The following is a 15,433-nucleotide window of genomic DNA, read 5'->3' as shown; positions in this document are numbered from 1 at the left end:
AGATGTGTATAAGAGACAGTCCACAAACTTTCCCAATGGCTCACCTACTCCCTCCTGGAACCACTTCAGGAACTCGGTCTGACCATTACTGAGTTAGATGACCTAACCGGACTTCCAGAATATCGCAATGGTGGTCTTTGCCTGGACTTAGGCTTGTTGCAACTCCGCGATCGCAGCCTCCTCCAACATGCTCACCTCCCTGACTCAGAACTGATTGTGGAATGGCGGGCATTAACAGTCATTTTGCTCGATCGCATTGCCGATACCCTCCGCCAAACCCTGGGGATGACTGCCACTGAACTCCCCCTCGTCAAAGTTCTCCAAGGCGGCACCTGGACTGCCGGACGACAAATCGCTGCCGAACTCCGTCCACCTCACGGTCTGCCCCCAATTCAAATTCAGAGCGATGGCACAGTATTTTGAGGATTACTAACTGAGCAAAAAAGATGAATTCTTGGTTTAAGAATCAGGTTACGTGGGAACTCTAAAAATAGAAACCATTACTCTTTGCACAACAAAAAATAATGGTTGTTGCTGCCTGTTCTTAATGAAGAATTCAATTGAGGTGTTCACAATGGAAACGCTTGTTTTTCTTTGTAATGGGGAGGAATACTACGATAGTCATATAGGTCAAATTCAGAATAAACAACTTCCAGCTTTGATTAAAAATGTGATCGCATCGGGAAGCTATTACAAAACAGAGTGGAGTGCTTGGAATTCAAAGTTTATACAAGTTGGAGATAGAGCTTACCTTACAAGAAGTGGCAACACGGGAAACAATCCTAGTGGTTTTATTGCCGCAGGTCATGTGATAGCAGCACCAGAAAATCGACAGTTGAGACGTTTAGGAGGTGATTATTCAAGCCTAAGTGCTGCATATGTAGATGATTATGATGGACGTTTCTTTGTTTGTATCCAATTAGATTCAGTTGTTGATTTTGATGTTCCACTAGAGCAAAAAAACCTTGCAAAATTATCAAAATTCAAAGGTGTAAACTTTAATTTTGGTCGTGGAGGAGCTAGGTTTGATTATAGAGTTGCACCTTTTCTCGATTCTGAATGGGATAAGCATTCTCTAATTCAACAGCGGCAGGAGCGAGGTCGCAGGTTGATTGATGTCTTTCTTGAAAGAGGTAATAGCTTTAAGGAGAATAAAGAGTATCAATCTGCTATTGATACCTATGAATTAGCATTAAAGATTGATCCAAATTATCATAAAGCGTTATCACAAATAAAAATTTGTAGAGCTCTTTTAGCTAAGGAAGAACCTCTTTCAACTACTATAATAGAAACTTTAGTTGAAGTAAGTAAAACTCTTAATTTTACTCCAAAAGATAGTAGTGATGCTCAACAAAAGACACTTATCTCAATTGCCTCAAGACAAGGGCAATATCAGTTTCGCCAGCTTCTTTTACAAGCGTATAAGTACAAATGTGCAATTACAGGGTTTGATGCCGATGTCGCGCTTGAAGCAGCTCATATAATTCCTTATGTTGAAACCCAAAACAATGCTCCATCAAATGGGCTACTTCTACGAGCCGATTTGCATACTCTTTTCGACTTGAATCTTATTGCTATTAACCCAGACAGTCTACGAATTAGTCTAGCTCCCAGCCTTCAAACTACTGAATATCGAAGTTTACAAGGTAAACAATTACGTATTCCTGAAGAAGAGGCTTTACAACCTAACAAACAGTTTTTGCAACGACGCTTTGAGCTATGTTGTTGGAAGAAGCTGTATTGAGAGAAAAATTAGCTTATTACGACGGTGAATGAGAAGAGATGGTTGTTAGTATTTGGGCTGCCTCAAACTCTAATCGGGCTAAGGTCGTCGCCGCTTCTGCGAGGTAAAGGGCTGTATTAGCTCGAATGATTGGGTCGGTTTCTCGAAGTAAATCTTCGCAATATGACCAGACTCGCAACCGATAGGCTCGGACTGACTCAAGATCAGCAGTATGGCGCTTAAGTTCAGACATTTAACTTCCTCAAATTCTTAAATCACGCATATCAAGTTCAGTTCTGAGTAGTTGCCGTTTGGCTTCATTGTAGAAGTATTTTACGCCAAGCATGGCTTTCTCAGGTAAGGTCACATCTAATCGAGCCTCTGTAGGCTTTAAAGACGGGTGACGAACGATGACCGTGTAGTTTCTGGCTGGGAGATCAAGGAAAACAGCATCTGCAACTCTAAACCGAACCGGCTGCTGATCAATAACCTGTCCTTCAGCTGCAATTAATACTGTAATCAACTCTCCTTCTATGGATGCCAGACTGACTCCACGTTCATTGCGAACTACCACAATAATATCTGACAAATCTTGATGCCTAGTTTCTTGAGTTTGCAAGTCCAAGTGTACTAAATAAATTGTCTAAAAATTAATTCTGTTAAGCTCTAAATTCCAAAAGCCTACAAAAAAGCTCCCTGAATTCCTTCAGAGAGCCGCTTTGTTTCAGGTGAATTGGGTTATGGCCAATTCAGAGATTAGCCTTATAGGGCTTTGGCTTTAGCCACGACGTTATCCACGGTGAAGCCGAACTTCTCCATGCAAACGCCGCCGGGAGCCGATGCCCCGAAGCGATCGACGCTGATGCTTGCCCCTTCAGCCCCAACGTACTTGCACCAGCCCATGCTGATTCCAGCTTCCACGGCTAACCGCTTGGTCACTGCCTTAGGTAGTACGGATTCTTTGTAAGCGGCATCTTGCGCTTCAAACAGTTCCCAGGAAGGCATAGAGACGACGCGAACTTTCTTGCCTTCGCTGGCGAGTTGTTCAGCCGCTTTTACGCACAGGCCGACTTCAGTGCCAGTCCCAATCAGGATCAAGTCGGGAGTGCCATCACAGTCAACGACCGTGTATGCCCCTTTCGATACACCCTCGATCGAGCTACCAGCCAGGTTGGGGACATTTTGCCGCGACAGGGCAATCAGAGTCGGACGATTTTGACTGGCGTTCTCAACGGCGACTTTGTAAGCGCCAGAGGTTTCGGTGCCATCCGCCGGACGCATGACAGTCAACTGTGGAATGGCACGCAGAGAGGCGATCGTTTCGACGGGTTGGTGAGTGGGACCATCTTCACCCAGGGCGATCGAGTCGTGGGTCATCACCCAGATCACGCCCACATTCGCCAGAGCCGACAGCCGAATCGCCGCCCGCATGTAGTCTGTGAATACCAGGAAGGTGGCACCGTAGGGAATTAAGCCAGAGTTATGTAGAGCAATCCCGTTACAGATTGCGCCCATGCCATGTTCCCGCACCCCAAACCGGATATTGCGGTTCTGGTATTGTCCGGCTTGGTAGTCGCCAAAGCCTTTCAGTTCGGTGAGGTTGGAGTGGGTCAGGTCAGCCGAACCGCCAAATAATTCCGGCAGGACGGGAGCCAGGGCATTCAAGCAGATTTCCGAGTGCTTCCGGGTTGCCACTTCCTTGTCTTCCGGCTTGTAGGTCGGCAGGACTTTATCCCAACCTTCCGGTAACTTGCCGCTCAGGAGCCGCTCAAACTCCGCCGCTTCCGCCGCATACTTGGTTTTGTATTGCGCCCAGAGTTCATTCCACTCGGCTTCCAGGCTAGCCCCGCGATCGACGGCTTTACGCATGTGAGCCAGAGCATCATCGGGGATTACAAAGGGGTCATAGGACCAACCGAGATTGTCGCGGGTCAGTTTAATTTCATCACCACCCAGCGCTGCGCCGTGAACCCCGGCGGTATTGGCTTTGTTCGGTGAACCGTAGCCGATCGTCGTTGTGACTTTGATCAGCGTTGGCTTATCGGTGACGGATTTGGCTTCGGCGATCGCGTTAGCAATGCCATCCAGATCCGTGTTGCCATTGGGCACATGCAGCACATGCCAGCCATAGGCTTCAAACCGCTTACCCACATCTTCGGTGAAGGAAATCTCGGTGTTGCCGTCGATCGAAATGTGGTTATCGTCGTACAGGGCAATCAGCTTGCCGAGTTTCAGGTGTCCCGCCAGGGAACAGGCTTCGCCAGACACCCCTTCCATGTTGCAGCCATCGCCCAGGATGACATAGGTATAGTGGTCAACCAGCGTCAGGTCAGGCTTATTGAACTTAGCGGCGAGGTGAGCTTCTGCCATTGCCAGACCGACCCCATTGGCAATCCCTTGCCCCAGAGGACCAGTCGTAACTTCTACCCCAGGGGTTTCAAAGTTTTCCGGGTGTCCAGGGGTTTTCGATCCCCATTGGCGGAACTGCTTGATGTCGTCCAGGGTAACGCTATCATACCCAGCGAGGTACATCAAAGCATATTGCAACATGCAACCGTGACCCGCTGATAGCACGAAGCGATCGCGGTTAAACCACTGGGGATTTTTGGGGTTGACCCGCAGGAATCGATCCCACAGCACAAACGCCATTGGCGCTGCCCCCATGGGCAGTCCGGGGTGCCCCGATTTAGCTTTTTCAACAGCATCGATCGCCAAAAAGCGAATCGAATTGACACAAAGTTCTTCAAGAGATTGGGTGGTTGCAACAGCCATGACTTCCTCTAATCAACAACGGCTAGCGCTTGGGTGTACAGGGGGATGGAGCGATCGCGGTTGGCGATCCAATGCAGGGCGATCAGGTATTAGAGTAAGTAACTATACCTATTTGTTCATTGTTTACAGTTTATAACGGAATGTTGACAATGATCCAACCCCGTCGGTGTAAACTCCCACCGAACTCCGCACGCCTTGATGAAGGCGCATTAGTTTGATGGTACTGGATCGCGTTCCCGGAATGAGCAACCAACCGAAAAATTCAGTTTAAACAAACGCCTGCCGTTGGGCTTCAAACAGATCTTTAATCCCCACTTCGGCAAAATCTAACATTTGATTGAGTTGGGTGCGGCTAAAACTACCCGCTTCTGCGGTTCCCTGTACTTCGATCAGATCAAAGTTCTCATTCATCACCACATTAAAGTCAATCTCTGCGGCTAAATCCTCGGGGTAATTTAGATCAAGGAAGGGCATGTCGTGGATTAAGCCAACGGAAATCGCGGCAACCTGATGGCGTAACGGCGATCGCTCTAATTCGCCTTGTGCGACTAATTGATCCAAGGCATCCTTGAGGGCAACAAATCCACCTGTAATGGCAGTGGTGCGCGTCCCGGCATCGGCTTGCAACACATCGGCATCGACAATGATCGTGCGTTCTCCCAACGCCTCCATATCTAAGGTCGATCGCAGACTGCGCCCAATCAACCGTTGAATTTCCTGAGTCCGCCCAGAGAGCTTCATAAACTCTCGTTCCTGCCGTTCCAGGGTGGCTCCGGGTAACATGCGGTATTCAGCGGTTAGCCATCCCTGCCCCTTGCCTTCCAAAAATCTGGGCACTTTCGGCTGGATCGATACATTACATAACACCTGGGTATTGCCGCACCGTGCCAGGACTGATGCTGCCGCAAATTGTGTGAAGTTGCGAATAAAGCTGACAGGACGGATCTGGTCGGCTCTCCGACCGTCAGGACGCTGCCAGGTTGTTGTTTTCTCCAGACTGCTGATCATAGCCTTTCTCCCACAAGACTCTTGACTCAGGATACCTTGTGCAAGAAAGACTGGTGAGCCTGCACGAATGAAGTATAGGAAAGCTTAAGAAGTGCTGCGATCGCCCAACTGGCTCAAACAATTACCCCTAATTTTTTTAGAATCTCCTGCTGGACTTGCTCGATCAACTGGTTGCCGTTAATTCGTAGTAGGCGATCTCGCAGTTCGTAATACTCCAGCATCGGTTGGGTGCATTCACGAAATAGGTCAATCCGCCGTTGCACTGATTCGGGCTGGTCGTCGATCCGTCCTCTCGCCATCGATCGCTGCATTAAGACATCATCAGGTACTTCCAGGTAAATCGCCTGATCTAACTGTTGGTTAACTTCATCTAACAGAAAATCCAGTTCCTCAGCTTGAAAGGCTGTGCGGGGATAGCCATCTAGCAACCAGCCTTTAGCGACATCCGGTTGTAGTAGCCGTTGGCGCATAAACTGAATCATTAACTCATCCGGGACGAGTTCCCCTTGCTCGACATATTGATGCGTTTGCCGCCCCAACTCGGTCTGACAGTCGCCATCGGAATCCTTTGCCGCGATCGCTCGCCGTAAGATATCGCCAGTTGAGATCCAGATCATGTCGAATTGACGGCGTAAAAGTTCACACTGCGTACCCCTGCCAGCTCCCGGCCCACCTAACACTACCAGTCTCACAATCGGTTCTCCTTGACTTACGGCGACTGTACTTGCTCTGTCCTATTGTCTATTGCTGCTTACCGATTGCCTACTCTTAATGTCACATAGCAATTCGAAGTAAATTCAACATTTAGTGTTTTAGATGCGAGTAAACCGAAAAAGTACGCTATATTCTGTCTAGCCTAAAATTCCTCGGGCTGTATTGCCGCGTCCCGTCCCTTCAAGACTTCAGGAAAGAATTATGGTTTCACAAGTCGAAACCCCCCGGTTGGAGGCAAACCGCTACCCCACGCATACCGTGGAAGGGTTAGTCCAGGTGTTTACCTGTGCCCATCGCAGTTTCTTCACGAATGTAATGGCGCAAGCTCTGCGGATTGCCGGACAGGGTGCGCCTGTGTTAGTGGTGCAATTTCTCAAAGGTGGTATTGCCCAGGGGCATGAACATCCAGTGCAGTTAGGGCAAAACCTGGATTGGATGCGCTGCAATCTCCCCCGGTGTGTCGATACCCCTCAGTTAGATGATCTGGAATTACGATCGCTGCTGGATCTGTGGCGGTTTACCCAAGATGCGGTGATGCAGGGAAGATATGATCTGGTCGTGCTGGATGAACTTAGTCTGGCGATTAAATTTGACCTGCTGGCAGAAGCCGAAGTTTTAGATCTATTAGCCAACCGTCCCCGCCATGTCGATGTGATTTTAACCGGCCCCGATATGCCGCGATCGCTCCTCGATGTTGCCGACCAAATTACCGAACTCCGCCGCAGCCATCAGCCATAGTTACTATGATTAAGAACGATACCTGGATTATTGAACGAGCCAAAGAAGGGATGATTACTCCCTTTCAACCGAGCCTGGTTCGGCAAACCAATGGACTCCCCGTAATTTCCTATGGCTTAAGTAGTTATGGTTATGATTTGAGACTGTCTCCTGCCGAATTCCGGATTTTCCGCCATATTCCCGGTACAGTCGTTGATCCGAAAAACTTTAATCCTGCCAATTTAGAACCTGCCGCACTGCATACAGACCACGATGGCAGCTATTTCGTGTTACCTGCCCATTCCTACGGGTTAGGAGTAGCCTTAGAGCGGCTGGAAGTGCCGGAAAATGTCACAGTCGTTTGTATTGGTAAAAGCACCTATGCCCGATGTGGGATTATTGCCAATCTGACTCCAGCAGAAGCGGGCTGGCGAGGGTATTTGACGTTAGAGTTTTCTAATTCCTCCAGTGCTGATTGCCGGATTTATGCCAATGAGGGGGTTGTGCAACTCCTGTTCTTAGAAGGTGCGCCCTGTGCTGTGAGTTATGAAACTCGGCGAGGTAAATATCAAGACCAACCGGAACAGGTGACGCTAGCCAGAGTGTAAGTAGCTTGAATTGTGACCATCGAAAAAGCCAGAGGAACTGATGATTCACCCTGGCTTTTTTCTTGTATTCGAGGTCTAGAGAAGTTGATTAATTGGAGACTTCAGCCATCTCGATCACATTGCCTTCGTAGTCTTTGACCAGAAAGTTGAGGGGCTTCTCGCGGCGGATTTTGTACTTCATATTCCGCATTTGGATGCGGAGGAGTACCTGCTCCAAACAATCCCGATCGAAACACACATGCCGCTGCCGATTCTTGTCTCCCAGGCTGGCTCCAGCAATTACATGCAACTGGGTATTTTTCTTCAATTGATACCATTGCCCACCTGGATTACTGGCAGTGTCGATCGTCGATCGACCCAACGCTGGTGACATATAGAGGGGATCGATCGCGGCAGTCCCCAGAGTTTGCTCGTAGTTGTAGTAGTAGTGTAACGGCACTTCGGCGACGGGTAAGCCCAACATGCCCTCGTAAAGCTGGCGGGCTAACTCTAGATCTGACACCATAATTGTGAACACTTTGGGCGCACTGGTGAGAAACATCCACATGGCGGCGGCATAGGCTGCCAGCAGCATCACCATAATGCCCTGCGTGGAAAACAGGCTATCGATACCGGGCAATGCCCCAATCAGCAAAGCAGGTTGTAAAGCGGCAAGACCAGTAATATCCAGAGTCATGAAGTGTATAAGAAGATGTTTACAGAGAAGCTTAACAGGTTCGTATTAACAGTCAGGCTACTGCGATCGCAGCCTACCGATTACCCCCATTTTAACAAGTGGCAATTTATCCCGCCAAAGATCAGCCTGAGGCGATCGGGTAGTGACGGTCAAGGGTGTACTAACTTTTACAGGGTAATTTGGTAAATTCCTCCTCTAGAGTAATCCGCAACATAGAGATTGCCTTGCTCGTCTTCCCCAAAACTAGACAGGCTATAGGGCGAATCTAAGACCAGTTGGCTTTCCCAGCCGATCGCATTCCGCCGCAGTGCCCAGATTCTACCGTTGCCAAAGTCGCCATAGAAATAGATGCCCTGGAGGCGAGATTCGGCACTGCCACGATAGACATAGCCGCCAGTAATCGAAACCCCTTGAGTGCGGTTGTACTCGGTCACGGGCGGCACAAAGTTGCTAGGGTCGCCTGTGAGGATATAGGGTTGCGAGCCTTCCATTTGCCGCCAACCATAATTTTCGCCACCGGCACTACTGGCAGGTTGGAAATTCACTTCTTCGTAAGCACTTTGTCCGACATCGGCAATATATAAGTCACCCGTTACCCGATCGAAGGAAAATCGCCAGGGATTCCGTAATCCCAATGCCCAAATTTCATCGCGATAGAGATTATTGGGATCAGTGGCTGTCAGGAAGGGATTGGTGGTGGGAATTGTGTAGGTGGTTGTGCCCGGAGATTCCACATCAATCCGCAGGATCTTGCCTAACAGGGAATTGGGATTTTGGGCATTATTATTCGGGTCGCCGCCGCCGCCACCATCCCCCGTACCAATATAAAGATAACCATCCTGTCCAAAGGCGAGTTGTCCGCCGTTATGGTTGGTGTAGGTCGGGTGATTGATGGTAATCACGATCTGTTCACTGGCAGGATCCGCGACATTCCCATTGCTGCTGATCTGATACCGCGCCACAACATTATTGCCCGATCGATTGGTGTAGTAGACATAGAACTGCCCATTCGTGGCATAGTTGGGCGAGAACGCCACACTCAGTAATCCCTGTTCGCCGCCAGTCTGCACCCGACTGGAAATATCGAGAAATGGAGTCGGTAGGAAGCTACCATTCTGGAGAATCTGGATCCGTCCGCCTTGCTCCACGACAAACACACGATCGCTGCCATCTCCGGCATGGGTGATGAAGGTGGGACTCCGAACACCACTGACGATCGGAGTTAAGCTAATCGGTGCGAAGTCAGCCCGGTTGCCAAAGTCAATTCCGGCGGCAATCCCTTCCGCACTTAACTCAATGGTGTAGGAATTGCCGGTGGCATTAGGCGCGATCGCTTGCCATCCCGGTTGTAAGACTTGGGCGACGGTATAAGTTCCGGGGATGAGGTCAGTAAACAGATAGTTGCCTGTAGCGTCAGTCAGTACAGCTAGTTCGTCCGTATCCAAGATCTGATTCTGATTTTGATCCAGGTAAACTGTCCATCCGGCTAACCCCGGTTCAAATTGCTCCCAGATGCCATCTCCATTCAGGTCATTCCAGATCGAACCTTGAATCATTCCCACATCTGCGATCGGGTCGGGAACAGGTCGGCTGATGGCATTAAAGCTGTAATTAGCCGTAGTTACGGTTGGGGCAGCACTGATCTGGAGGTAATAGGTTCCAGGGTCGAGAAGGGCAGTAAGTAATTCGGTGGTAGTACCAGGATTGGTGGAACTTTGTACCACGTCTGCGATCGTGACGGGAGTCCCACTGCTGTCTAACAGTAATAGATCGGCATCGGCCGTCAGATCGGATAACGACAGGGTGAGATGACTGCGACTCGCGAGATCGAAACGGTAGTAATCGCTTGCCAGGGGGGTAACTTGATCGAACCAACTTTGGGGATTGGTGGTGAGTGCTAATAACGTTGCCGTATCCAGGGAGTTGCCAGCAAGATCGGGCATGGTTGTGCTCCTGCGATCGCCTGATTGCACGGTTGCGAATGGTCAAACTATCGATCGGGAATTTCCAGTGGCTAATCATCGTACAAATTGGGTAGCCAGGGAATATCCGTTACGCCCGGATCATACCCTAATTGGCTTAATAATGTAGTCAGTTGTCCCCGGTGATGGGTTTGATGGTTAAACAAATGGGTGACTAAGACCCAGGTGGGTAACACCCGAGTTTTACGATCAACACTACTGGTGTATTCCAACGGTTGAGCCAGCCACTGATCGGATAAATTATCTGCCCATTTGATCAGGGCGAGATCGGTTAAATCCCGTTCATGCCAGAGTTCGGCAAAATCCGCATATAGTTCCTGTGCGACTCCAGTTCCCGGAAATGGGACTCCGGTAAACCGACCCATCCAGGCGCGATCACCATAGAGTAAATGATTCAACGTGCCATGAATGGATTTAAAGAAAGCACCTCGATCGTGTTTGCGATCGGCATCGGATAATTCGGCACAAAGGGCATACAACTTATGATTCATCCACTGGTTGTAGTGGGTCATTAATTGGCAATAGCGATGGTCAATCATGATCACTAGCCCTTGAGAGAAAGCGGTTGATGGCAGATCCGCTCATAGAAGATGGTAGCTAACTCTGTTAATCCGACTCGATCTCGCTGCCGCAGGTTGCAATTCTGTAAAAATTTCGTTACATTAACTTACAAGAGTTTACATTCGCCAAGGTCAAGCTTAAAGAGCAGAGCGATCGCCCTGGAAGTGTGTACTAGACACGGTGTGGTTGGGTTTCTAGTTAACCTCCTAGATTGCATCCCCAGCCTGGTATCGATTCCTCCAATCTCAGAGTTCGGGTAGGGCAGCGATCGTAAAACCGTTAAGGTTACATCCGCCACTACCCACTTTTTTATGTTTGAAAATATTCAGTATCTAGCCAGAGGGCAGCTCACGCCGCTGGTTTTTATCATGCTGTAGTGTTTTGTTCAGTGGTACGGCGAGAATGGACTGGATGCGATCGCTACAACGGCAATCTGATTCTTGGCAAACTCCCCACAGTGGCTATCACTGGCAGGGGCAGACCCAGCGATTTTTTGAAGGCTGGTACTTCCGGGTGACGTTGCCTGATTGTGGGCAGACCTTTGCCTTTATGTATTCGATCGATGATCCAGCCGGAGGTACTCCCTACAGTGGTGGTGCCGCACAAATTCTCGGTGCCAATGAGCAATATCTCTGCCGCACGTTTCCCGATGTGCGATCGTTTTGGACTTGGCAAGACAAACTGGGGTTAGGACATTGGGGCAAAACCGTTTGCCAGCAAGCCCCCGGTTATTTATCACCGGATGAATTCGATCGGCAGATTCAAGAAGGTTATCAGGTGACGGCGACCTGGCATCAAGGCAAGTTACACGATCCGGCGGGGAAATCGGCGCGTTGGCAATATGCGGTAGAACCGATCTACGGCTGGGGCAATGCCAGGCAGCAACAATCAACGGCTGGCGCGTTATCCTTTCTGCCGATCTTTGAACCGGGTTGGCAAATTTTGATGGCGCATGGGTTAGCCAGCGGGTGGATTGAATGGAATGGCGATCGCTACCAGTTCGATCGTGCCCCAGCCTATGCGGAAAAAAATTGGGGTGGTGCCTTTCCACAGAAATGGTTCTGGCTCAATTGCAATGCCTTTGATCAGGAACCGGATCTAGCATTAACGGCGGGTGGTGGCAGACGAAAAGTGCTGCACTGGATGGAATCGGTGGCGATGATTGGGCTGCATTATCGGGGGCAGTTCTATGAGTTCGTGCCCTGGAATGCTCAGGTGCATTGGGAAATTCATCCCTGGGGCTATTGGTTGCTATGGGCAGAAAACGCCAACTATCGAGTTCGGGTCGTGGGGCAGACCGATCGTGCCAGTACCCTAGTGCGAGTCCCTACGGCAACAGGATTAGAGTTTGCCTGCCGAGACACCACCAATGGCAAGGTAACGGTGGAACTATGGGAACGTGCAACTGGTAAACCCATCCTGGCGGCATCCAGTGATTTAGCAGGACTGGAAACAGGTGGAAAAGGTTGGGATGATGTTTGGCGATCGACAGCATCAACTTGAAATATCGGTTAATCCTCTGATCCCCATGCGACAATGCTCCCAGGTGAGTGAAGCGAATTAACTTATATGAATCCGGAGCCTGAAATTCGCCGTCTATTGGATATCATGCCTGCATCAGGACGCATGATGACCAAGTTAGTGAGTAAACCAGAACAGTCCGTTGTGATTAATAGCCCGTTCCCCCTCCCCTGGATGTTGGAACGTCCGATCTGGATCAATTTCGATCTCTGGAGTCGTCTATCCAGACCCGAACGGGATCTACTGCTATTGAGAACCGTCAGTTGGCTGATTGGCATTCGCTGGTTTCGCCCTAACCTCTACCAGGGCGTAGTCTTGGCTGGCTTACTCGGTGCGATCGTGGAAGCGGTACAAGCCGATGCGGTGGGTATCATTGCGGCAGGTGGACTGAGTGCGATCGCGGCGACCCAAATTTGGCGTAACTATCGCAGTACCCAGACTGAATTCGATGCGGATGCGGCGGCCATTCAAGTTGCCCTCCGACGCGGCTATGACGAAACGGAAGCCGCCCGTCATCTGTTATCCGCGATCGAAACAGTCGCCGCCATTGAAGGACGACCGAGCTTAAGTTTTGTCGAACTGCTGCGTTGCCAAAATCTGCGGGCATTAGCTGGTCTGTCGGCGATCGGAGTGCCATCTGACCTGAAACCCCGTTAACCGTTGAGGTAAACTGTTTGCCCCCTATGCACTACCCGTCTCTGTTTGGTTGTTTGGTGGCATTATTGCCACTTCTGCCTATGGCTAGTCCGTTACCTGCTTTAGGTGAGCCAGCGATCGCGGTTAAACCTGCCACTGTTTTCTCTCCTTATCTCGATCGAATTCGGCAAACCCTGCCGCCCAATTTTGTCATGCGCCTCCCGGCTCAAATTCGCCTCGGGGAACCTGCCGACTCAGAGGTAATCGAACAATTTAAAGTCCGGGTATTCGCCTCCGGAGTAGCACCAGGGCTAACGGTGGGGCTATATACCTGTGAGGATATGGCGCAATTCTGTTTGGTTGGTACATTTTCCGTGGCTCATAGCAGTTCTGCGATCGCGCGACAGGAATTTAGGTTGCATCAGGCGGCAGCCAGCCCCATTACATTAACGAATAAGGTTCACGGTTATTTATTAGAAGGGGCTAAACGTTTGCCCTCATCCCTATTCTCATCGGTGATGTGGCAGCAGGATCAGATGCTATACCACGTTAGTTTTGCCAGTCCAGAACGCCAGAATATGCTCTACATGGCAGTTTCAATGGCAAATAGTTCACCGATCGCGTCACTCAATCCAGAATTACGCGATGCCCCGATCGAAGTAAAGCCGCCTAGCGTATCGCGTCAAAATTAATTCACTGACTCTTGTAAACTGGCTCTCTATTTCAGGCTCAATTTAACCGTGACTGGAGCAGATGGTTTTAGCTTTGGTCAATGGCATTTAGTTGCTAATCTCACCGAATTCCTTAGGGGGCTTTGCACTAGCATGGTATGAAACTATTCCATCATGCTATGAGTCACTATCAGCAATTTCTGAGAATTCCGACGACTGGAAAATCCTTATGTAAGGTGACAGCAAAAGTACAGGCGATCGTGGCGGAGTCGGGGATTCGGACTGGGCTATGTTCGCTATTTTTGCGGCATACCTCTGCCAGTTTGGTGATTCAGGAAAATGCGGATCCCGATGTGCTGAAGGATTTGGAAAACTTTTTTGCCAAATTAGTGCCAGAGTGGGAGAACTATATTCACAGCACTGAAGGTCCAGATGATATGCCTGCTCATATTCGTACCGCGTTAACGAGTACATCTGAGCAAATTCCGATCGCGAATGGTCGCTTAGTTTTGGGCACCTGGCAGGGTATTTATATCTGGGAACATCGGCAACAGGGTTCGACCCGCGAGTTAGTCGTGCATCTGGCGGGAGACTGATATAACAAGAAAAACATCCTCCTCACAAATAGGGTTGGTATGGCACGTTCTGGATTGTATCTCCCGTTACTCTTGCGGATTCTACATAACTTACATGGGTTGCTGATCTTAGGGGCGATCGTCACCGGATTTTGGGTGTACAACACCTACGATGGTCGCTTTGGCAAACTGCCTCTCCCCCCTGGCAATGGCGCGATCGATTTACATGGCACGATCGCAGTCGGGTTTTTCTTTCTCCTGCCTGTGTTTGCCCTCTATAGTTTTCATGCTGGTCAGCACCGGTTAATTCAAGCTAATTCCCTCAGTCAATCTGCCCAAATTCAGCATTCTAGTAGTCGCTATAGCCAACATCAGATTGTTAACACGGCTCTGCTACTAGCGGCGGTGTTTGCGGCGATTTCTGGCAGGATGATGCAGGAACGTTGGTTGCCCAATGGCGACCTCAACCAACCCTGGTATGTAGTGCATCTGATTGCCTGGGTGGTGATGGTGATTGCTGTAGCGCTGCACTTACTTATGGTGGCTAGAGTCGGTGGAGTGGCTTTATTCCAAGCCATGTTGAGTGTGCGATCGCGTCCTGACGATCGTCCGAAAACCTGGATCAAGCAAGCGCAGAATTGGTGGCAGCAGCGATCGCAGTCCTCGCGGGAGCCGTAAGTAATTATGAAGAAGCGTAATACTCCTCTCAGAATTGTCGAAATCATTGTTTGGGTTGGCTGGGCGATCGCGTTGATTGCTCCACTCTTTACGTCATCGGCATCATGAATTGATTGCTGGTCAGTTTGCGGTAGGAAATTTTTATTTGCTCCGGTTAAAATTTCTCAGATAAATAGTAATTGTTTCCTACGTTACCAATCTCCAACGCCTGAATCGGAGTCACTGTCTCGATTCCCTGACCTTTATACTTTGACACTTTCCTTAACAGGTGTTTACAATACGGGTGTAGGTAGGAATGTTTGGAATGTTTGTTATGCAAGATACTCAGAAACTGCCCGTCGTAACTGAAGATCGCAATTCCTGGAAGTTTGGGTTTACTCCCCAAGCCGAACTATGGAATGGTCGGTTCGCCATGATTGGTTTCCTGGCGGCTCTGTTAACTGAGTTAATTACCAACCAGGGGGTTTTACACTTCCTGGGCTTGATGTAACTCCCAACTAGATGCTTTAAAGAGCCAGAGCAACGATTAGAGTGACGAGCGGGTTCCTGCGGGAGCCCGTTTTTTTGTAAAGAAATATGAAGGGGAGTGCT

The 15,433-nt window shown here is 49.4% G+C and carries 17 protein-coding genes and 1 pseudogene; 10 read left to right on the top strand and 8 right to left on the bottom strand.

All coding sequences use genetic code 11. The features are described from left to right. Nucleotides 1-30 precede the first annotated feature (30 nt). Nucleotides 31-423: pseudogene (locus tag ACN4EK_RS23850) on the top strand (DUF1688 family protein); the annotation flags it as partial. A 151-nt stretch (nt 424-574) separates the two neighbouring features. Beyond that, nucleotides 575-1,744, top strand: coding sequence for an HNH endonuclease (locus tag ACN4EK_RS23845; protein ID WP_431660808.1), 1,170 nt, complete (start codon nt 575-577; stop codon nt 1,742-1,744). A 16-nt stretch (nt 1,745-1,760) separates the two neighbouring features. Here ACN4EK_RS23845 and ACN4EK_RS23840 read toward each other — a convergent pair whose 3' ends face one another. From ACN4EK_RS23840 to ACN4EK_RS23820, 5 genes are all read right to left on the bottom strand, one after another. After that, on the bottom strand, nt 1,761-1,976 hold the full coding sequence (locus tag ACN4EK_RS23840; RefSeq protein WP_431660807.1) for a hypothetical protein: 216 nt from the start codon (nt 1,974-1,976) through the stop codon (nt 1,761-1,763). Between the two features lie 9 nt (nt 1,977-1,985). After that, nucleotides 1,986-2,342, bottom strand: coding sequence for a hypothetical protein (locus ACN4EK_RS23835; protein ID WP_431660806.1), 357 nt, complete (start codon nt 2,340-2,342; stop codon nt 1,986-1,988). 143 nt (nt 2,343-2,485) lie between these two features. Next, a complete protein-coding gene (tkt, locus tag ACN4EK_RS23830; protein WP_431660805.1) occupies nt 2,486-4,495 on the bottom strand; it encodes a transketolase in 2,010 nt (669 codons plus the stop codon). Nucleotides 4,496-4,762: 267 nt separating this feature from the next. Then, on the bottom strand, nt 4,763-5,503 hold the full coding sequence (gene rph / locus ACN4EK_RS23825) for a ribonuclease PH (RefSeq protein ID WP_431660804.1): 741 nt from the start codon (nt 5,501-5,503) through the stop codon (nt 4,763-4,765). A 113-nt stretch (nt 5,504-5,616) separates the two neighbouring features. Beyond that, nucleotides 5,617-6,195: an adenylate kinase gene (locus ACN4EK_RS23820; protein ID WP_431660803.1), complete on the bottom strand. Its 579-nt coding sequence runs from the start codon at nt 6,193-6,195 to the stop codon at nt 5,617-5,619. Between the two features lie 223 nt (nt 6,196-6,418). Here ACN4EK_RS23820 and ACN4EK_RS23815 point away from each other — a divergent pair, with 223 nt between their 5' ends. Beyond that, nucleotides 6,419-6,955, top strand: coding sequence for a P-loop NTPase family protein (locus ACN4EK_RS23815; protein ID WP_431660802.1), 537 nt, complete (start codon nt 6,419-6,421; stop codon nt 6,953-6,955). Between the two features lie 5 nt (nt 6,956-6,960). Continuing rightward, nucleotides 6,961-7,542, top strand: a complete 582-nt coding sequence (gene dcd / locus ACN4EK_RS23810) for a dCTP deaminase (RefSeq protein ID WP_431660801.1) — start codon at nt 6,961-6,963, stop codon at nt 7,540-7,542. An 88-nt stretch (nt 7,543-7,630) separates the two neighbouring features. Here the strand turns inward: dcd and ACN4EK_RS23805 are convergent, their stop codons facing one another. The 3 genes from ACN4EK_RS23805 to ACN4EK_RS23795 form a co-directional block, all read right to left on the bottom strand. Further along, the gene (locus ACN4EK_RS23805) at nt 7,631-8,218 is read right to left on the bottom strand and encodes a VOC family protein (protein ID WP_431660800.1); all 588 of its coding nucleotides are present in this window, start codon (nt 8,216-8,218) and stop codon (nt 7,631-7,633) included. Nucleotides 8,219-8,385: 167 nt separating this feature from the next. Beyond that, nucleotides 8,386-10,161, bottom strand: a complete 1,776-nt coding sequence (locus ACN4EK_RS23800; protein WP_431660799.1) for a PQQ-dependent sugar dehydrogenase — start codon at nt 10,159-10,161, stop codon at nt 8,386-8,388. Nucleotides 10,162-10,232: 71 nt separating this feature from the next. Further along, nucleotides 10,233-10,739: a DinB family protein gene (locus ACN4EK_RS23795; protein ID WP_431660798.1), complete on the bottom strand. Its 507-nt coding sequence runs from the start codon at nt 10,737-10,739 to the stop codon at nt 10,233-10,235. Nucleotides 10,740-11,142: 403 nt separating this feature from the next. Between ACN4EK_RS23795 and ACN4EK_RS23790 the strand changes: the two genes are divergently transcribed. The 6 genes from ACN4EK_RS23790 to ACN4EK_RS23765 all read left to right on the top strand — a co-directional run bounded on the left by ACN4EK_RS23790 (nt 11,143) and on the right by ACN4EK_RS23765 (nt 15,332). Beyond that, nucleotides 11,143-12,264, top strand: coding sequence for a tocopherol cyclase family protein (locus ACN4EK_RS23790; protein ID WP_431660797.1), 1,122 nt, complete (start codon nt 11,143-11,145; stop codon nt 12,262-12,264). A 66-nt stretch (nt 12,265-12,330) separates the two neighbouring features. Beyond that, complete coding sequence (locus tag ACN4EK_RS23785) at nt 12,331-12,939, top strand: DUF3318 domain-containing protein (protein WP_431660796.1); 609 nt, start codon at nt 12,331-12,333, stop codon at nt 12,937-12,939. A 26-nt stretch (nt 12,940-12,965) separates the two neighbouring features. Next, complete coding sequence (locus tag ACN4EK_RS23780) at nt 12,966-13,610, top strand: hypothetical protein (protein WP_431660795.1); 645 nt, start codon at nt 12,966-12,968, stop codon at nt 13,608-13,610. Nucleotides 13,611-13,768: 158 nt separating this feature from the next. Beyond that, nucleotides 13,769-14,185 carry a secondary thiamine-phosphate synthase enzyme YjbQ gene (locus ACN4EK_RS23775; RefSeq protein ID WP_431660794.1) on the top strand — a complete coding sequence of 139 codons (417 nt, stop codon included), beginning with the start codon at nt 13,769-13,771 and terminating at the stop codon, nt 14,183-14,185. Nucleotides 14,186-14,224: 39 nt separating this feature from the next. After that, on the top strand, nt 14,225-14,842 hold the full coding sequence (locus tag ACN4EK_RS23770; protein WP_431660793.1) for a cytochrome b/b6 domain-containing protein: 618 nt from the start codon (nt 14,225-14,227) through the stop codon (nt 14,840-14,842). A 313-nt stretch (nt 14,843-15,155) separates the two neighbouring features. Continuing rightward, complete coding sequence (locus tag ACN4EK_RS23765) at nt 15,156-15,332, top strand: chlorophyll a/b-binding protein (protein ID WP_431660792.1); 177 nt, start codon at nt 15,156-15,158, stop codon at nt 15,330-15,332. Nucleotides 15,333-15,433: the final 101 nt, after the last annotated feature.

This window comes from Pantanalinema rosaneae CENA516 (assembly GCF_050753385.1).
Classification (GTDB): Bacteria; Cyanobacteriota; Cyanobacteriia; order Leptolyngbyales; family Leptolyngbyaceae; genus Pantanalinema; species Pantanalinema rosaneae.
The sequence above is the reverse complement of the archived record's forward strand: the minus strand, read 5'-3'. Positions and strand labels throughout refer to the sequence as shown.

Coding starts and splice junctions, on each gene's coding strand:
- ACN4EK_RS23845 (WP_431660808.1), top strand. CDS start 575: ATGGAAACGCTTGTTTTTCTTTGTAATGGGGAGGAATACTACGATAGT.
- ACN4EK_RS23840 (WP_431660807.1), bottom strand. CDS start 1,976: ATGTCTGAACTTAAGCGCCATACTGCTGATCTTGAGTCAGTCCGAGCC.
- tkt (WP_431660805.1), bottom strand. CDS start 4,495: ATGGCTGTTGCAACCACCCAATCTCTTGAAGAACTTTGTGTCAATTCG.
- rph (WP_431660804.1), bottom strand. CDS start 5,503: ATGATCAGCAGTCTGGAGAAAACAACAACCTGGCAGCGTCCTGACGGT.
- ACN4EK_RS23815 (WP_431660802.1), top strand. CDS start 6,419: ATGGTTTCACAAGTCGAAACCCCCCGGTTGGAGGCAAACCGCTACCCC.
- dcd (WP_431660801.1), top strand. CDS start 6,961: ATGATTAAGAACGATACCTGGATTATTGAACGAGCCAAAGAAGGGATG.
- ACN4EK_RS23805 (WP_431660800.1), bottom strand. CDS start 8,218: ATGACTCTGGATATTACTGGTCTTGCCGCTTTACAACCTGCTTTGCTG.
- ACN4EK_RS23800 (WP_431660799.1), bottom strand. CDS start 10,161: ATGCCCGATCTTGCTGGCAACTCCCTGGATACGGCAACGTTATTAGCA.
- ACN4EK_RS23795 (WP_431660798.1), bottom strand. CDS start 10,739: ATGATTGACCATCGCTATTGCCAATTAATGACCCACTACAACCAGTGG.
- ACN4EK_RS23785 (WP_431660796.1), top strand. CDS start 12,331: ATGAATCCGGAGCCTGAAATTCGCCGTCTATTGGATATCATGCCTGCA.
- ACN4EK_RS23780 (WP_431660795.1), top strand. CDS start 12,966: ATGCACTACCCGTCTCTGTTTGGTTGTTTGGTGGCATTATTGCCACTT.
- ACN4EK_RS23775 (WP_431660794.1), top strand. CDS start 13,769: ATGAGTCACTATCAGCAATTTCTGAGAATTCCGACGACTGGAAAATCC.
- ACN4EK_RS23770 (WP_431660793.1), top strand. CDS start 14,225: ATGGCACGTTCTGGATTGTATCTCCCGTTACTCTTGCGGATTCTACAT.
- ACN4EK_RS23765 (WP_431660792.1), top strand. CDS start 15,156: ATGCAAGATACTCAGAAACTGCCCGTCGTAACTGAAGATCGCAATTCC.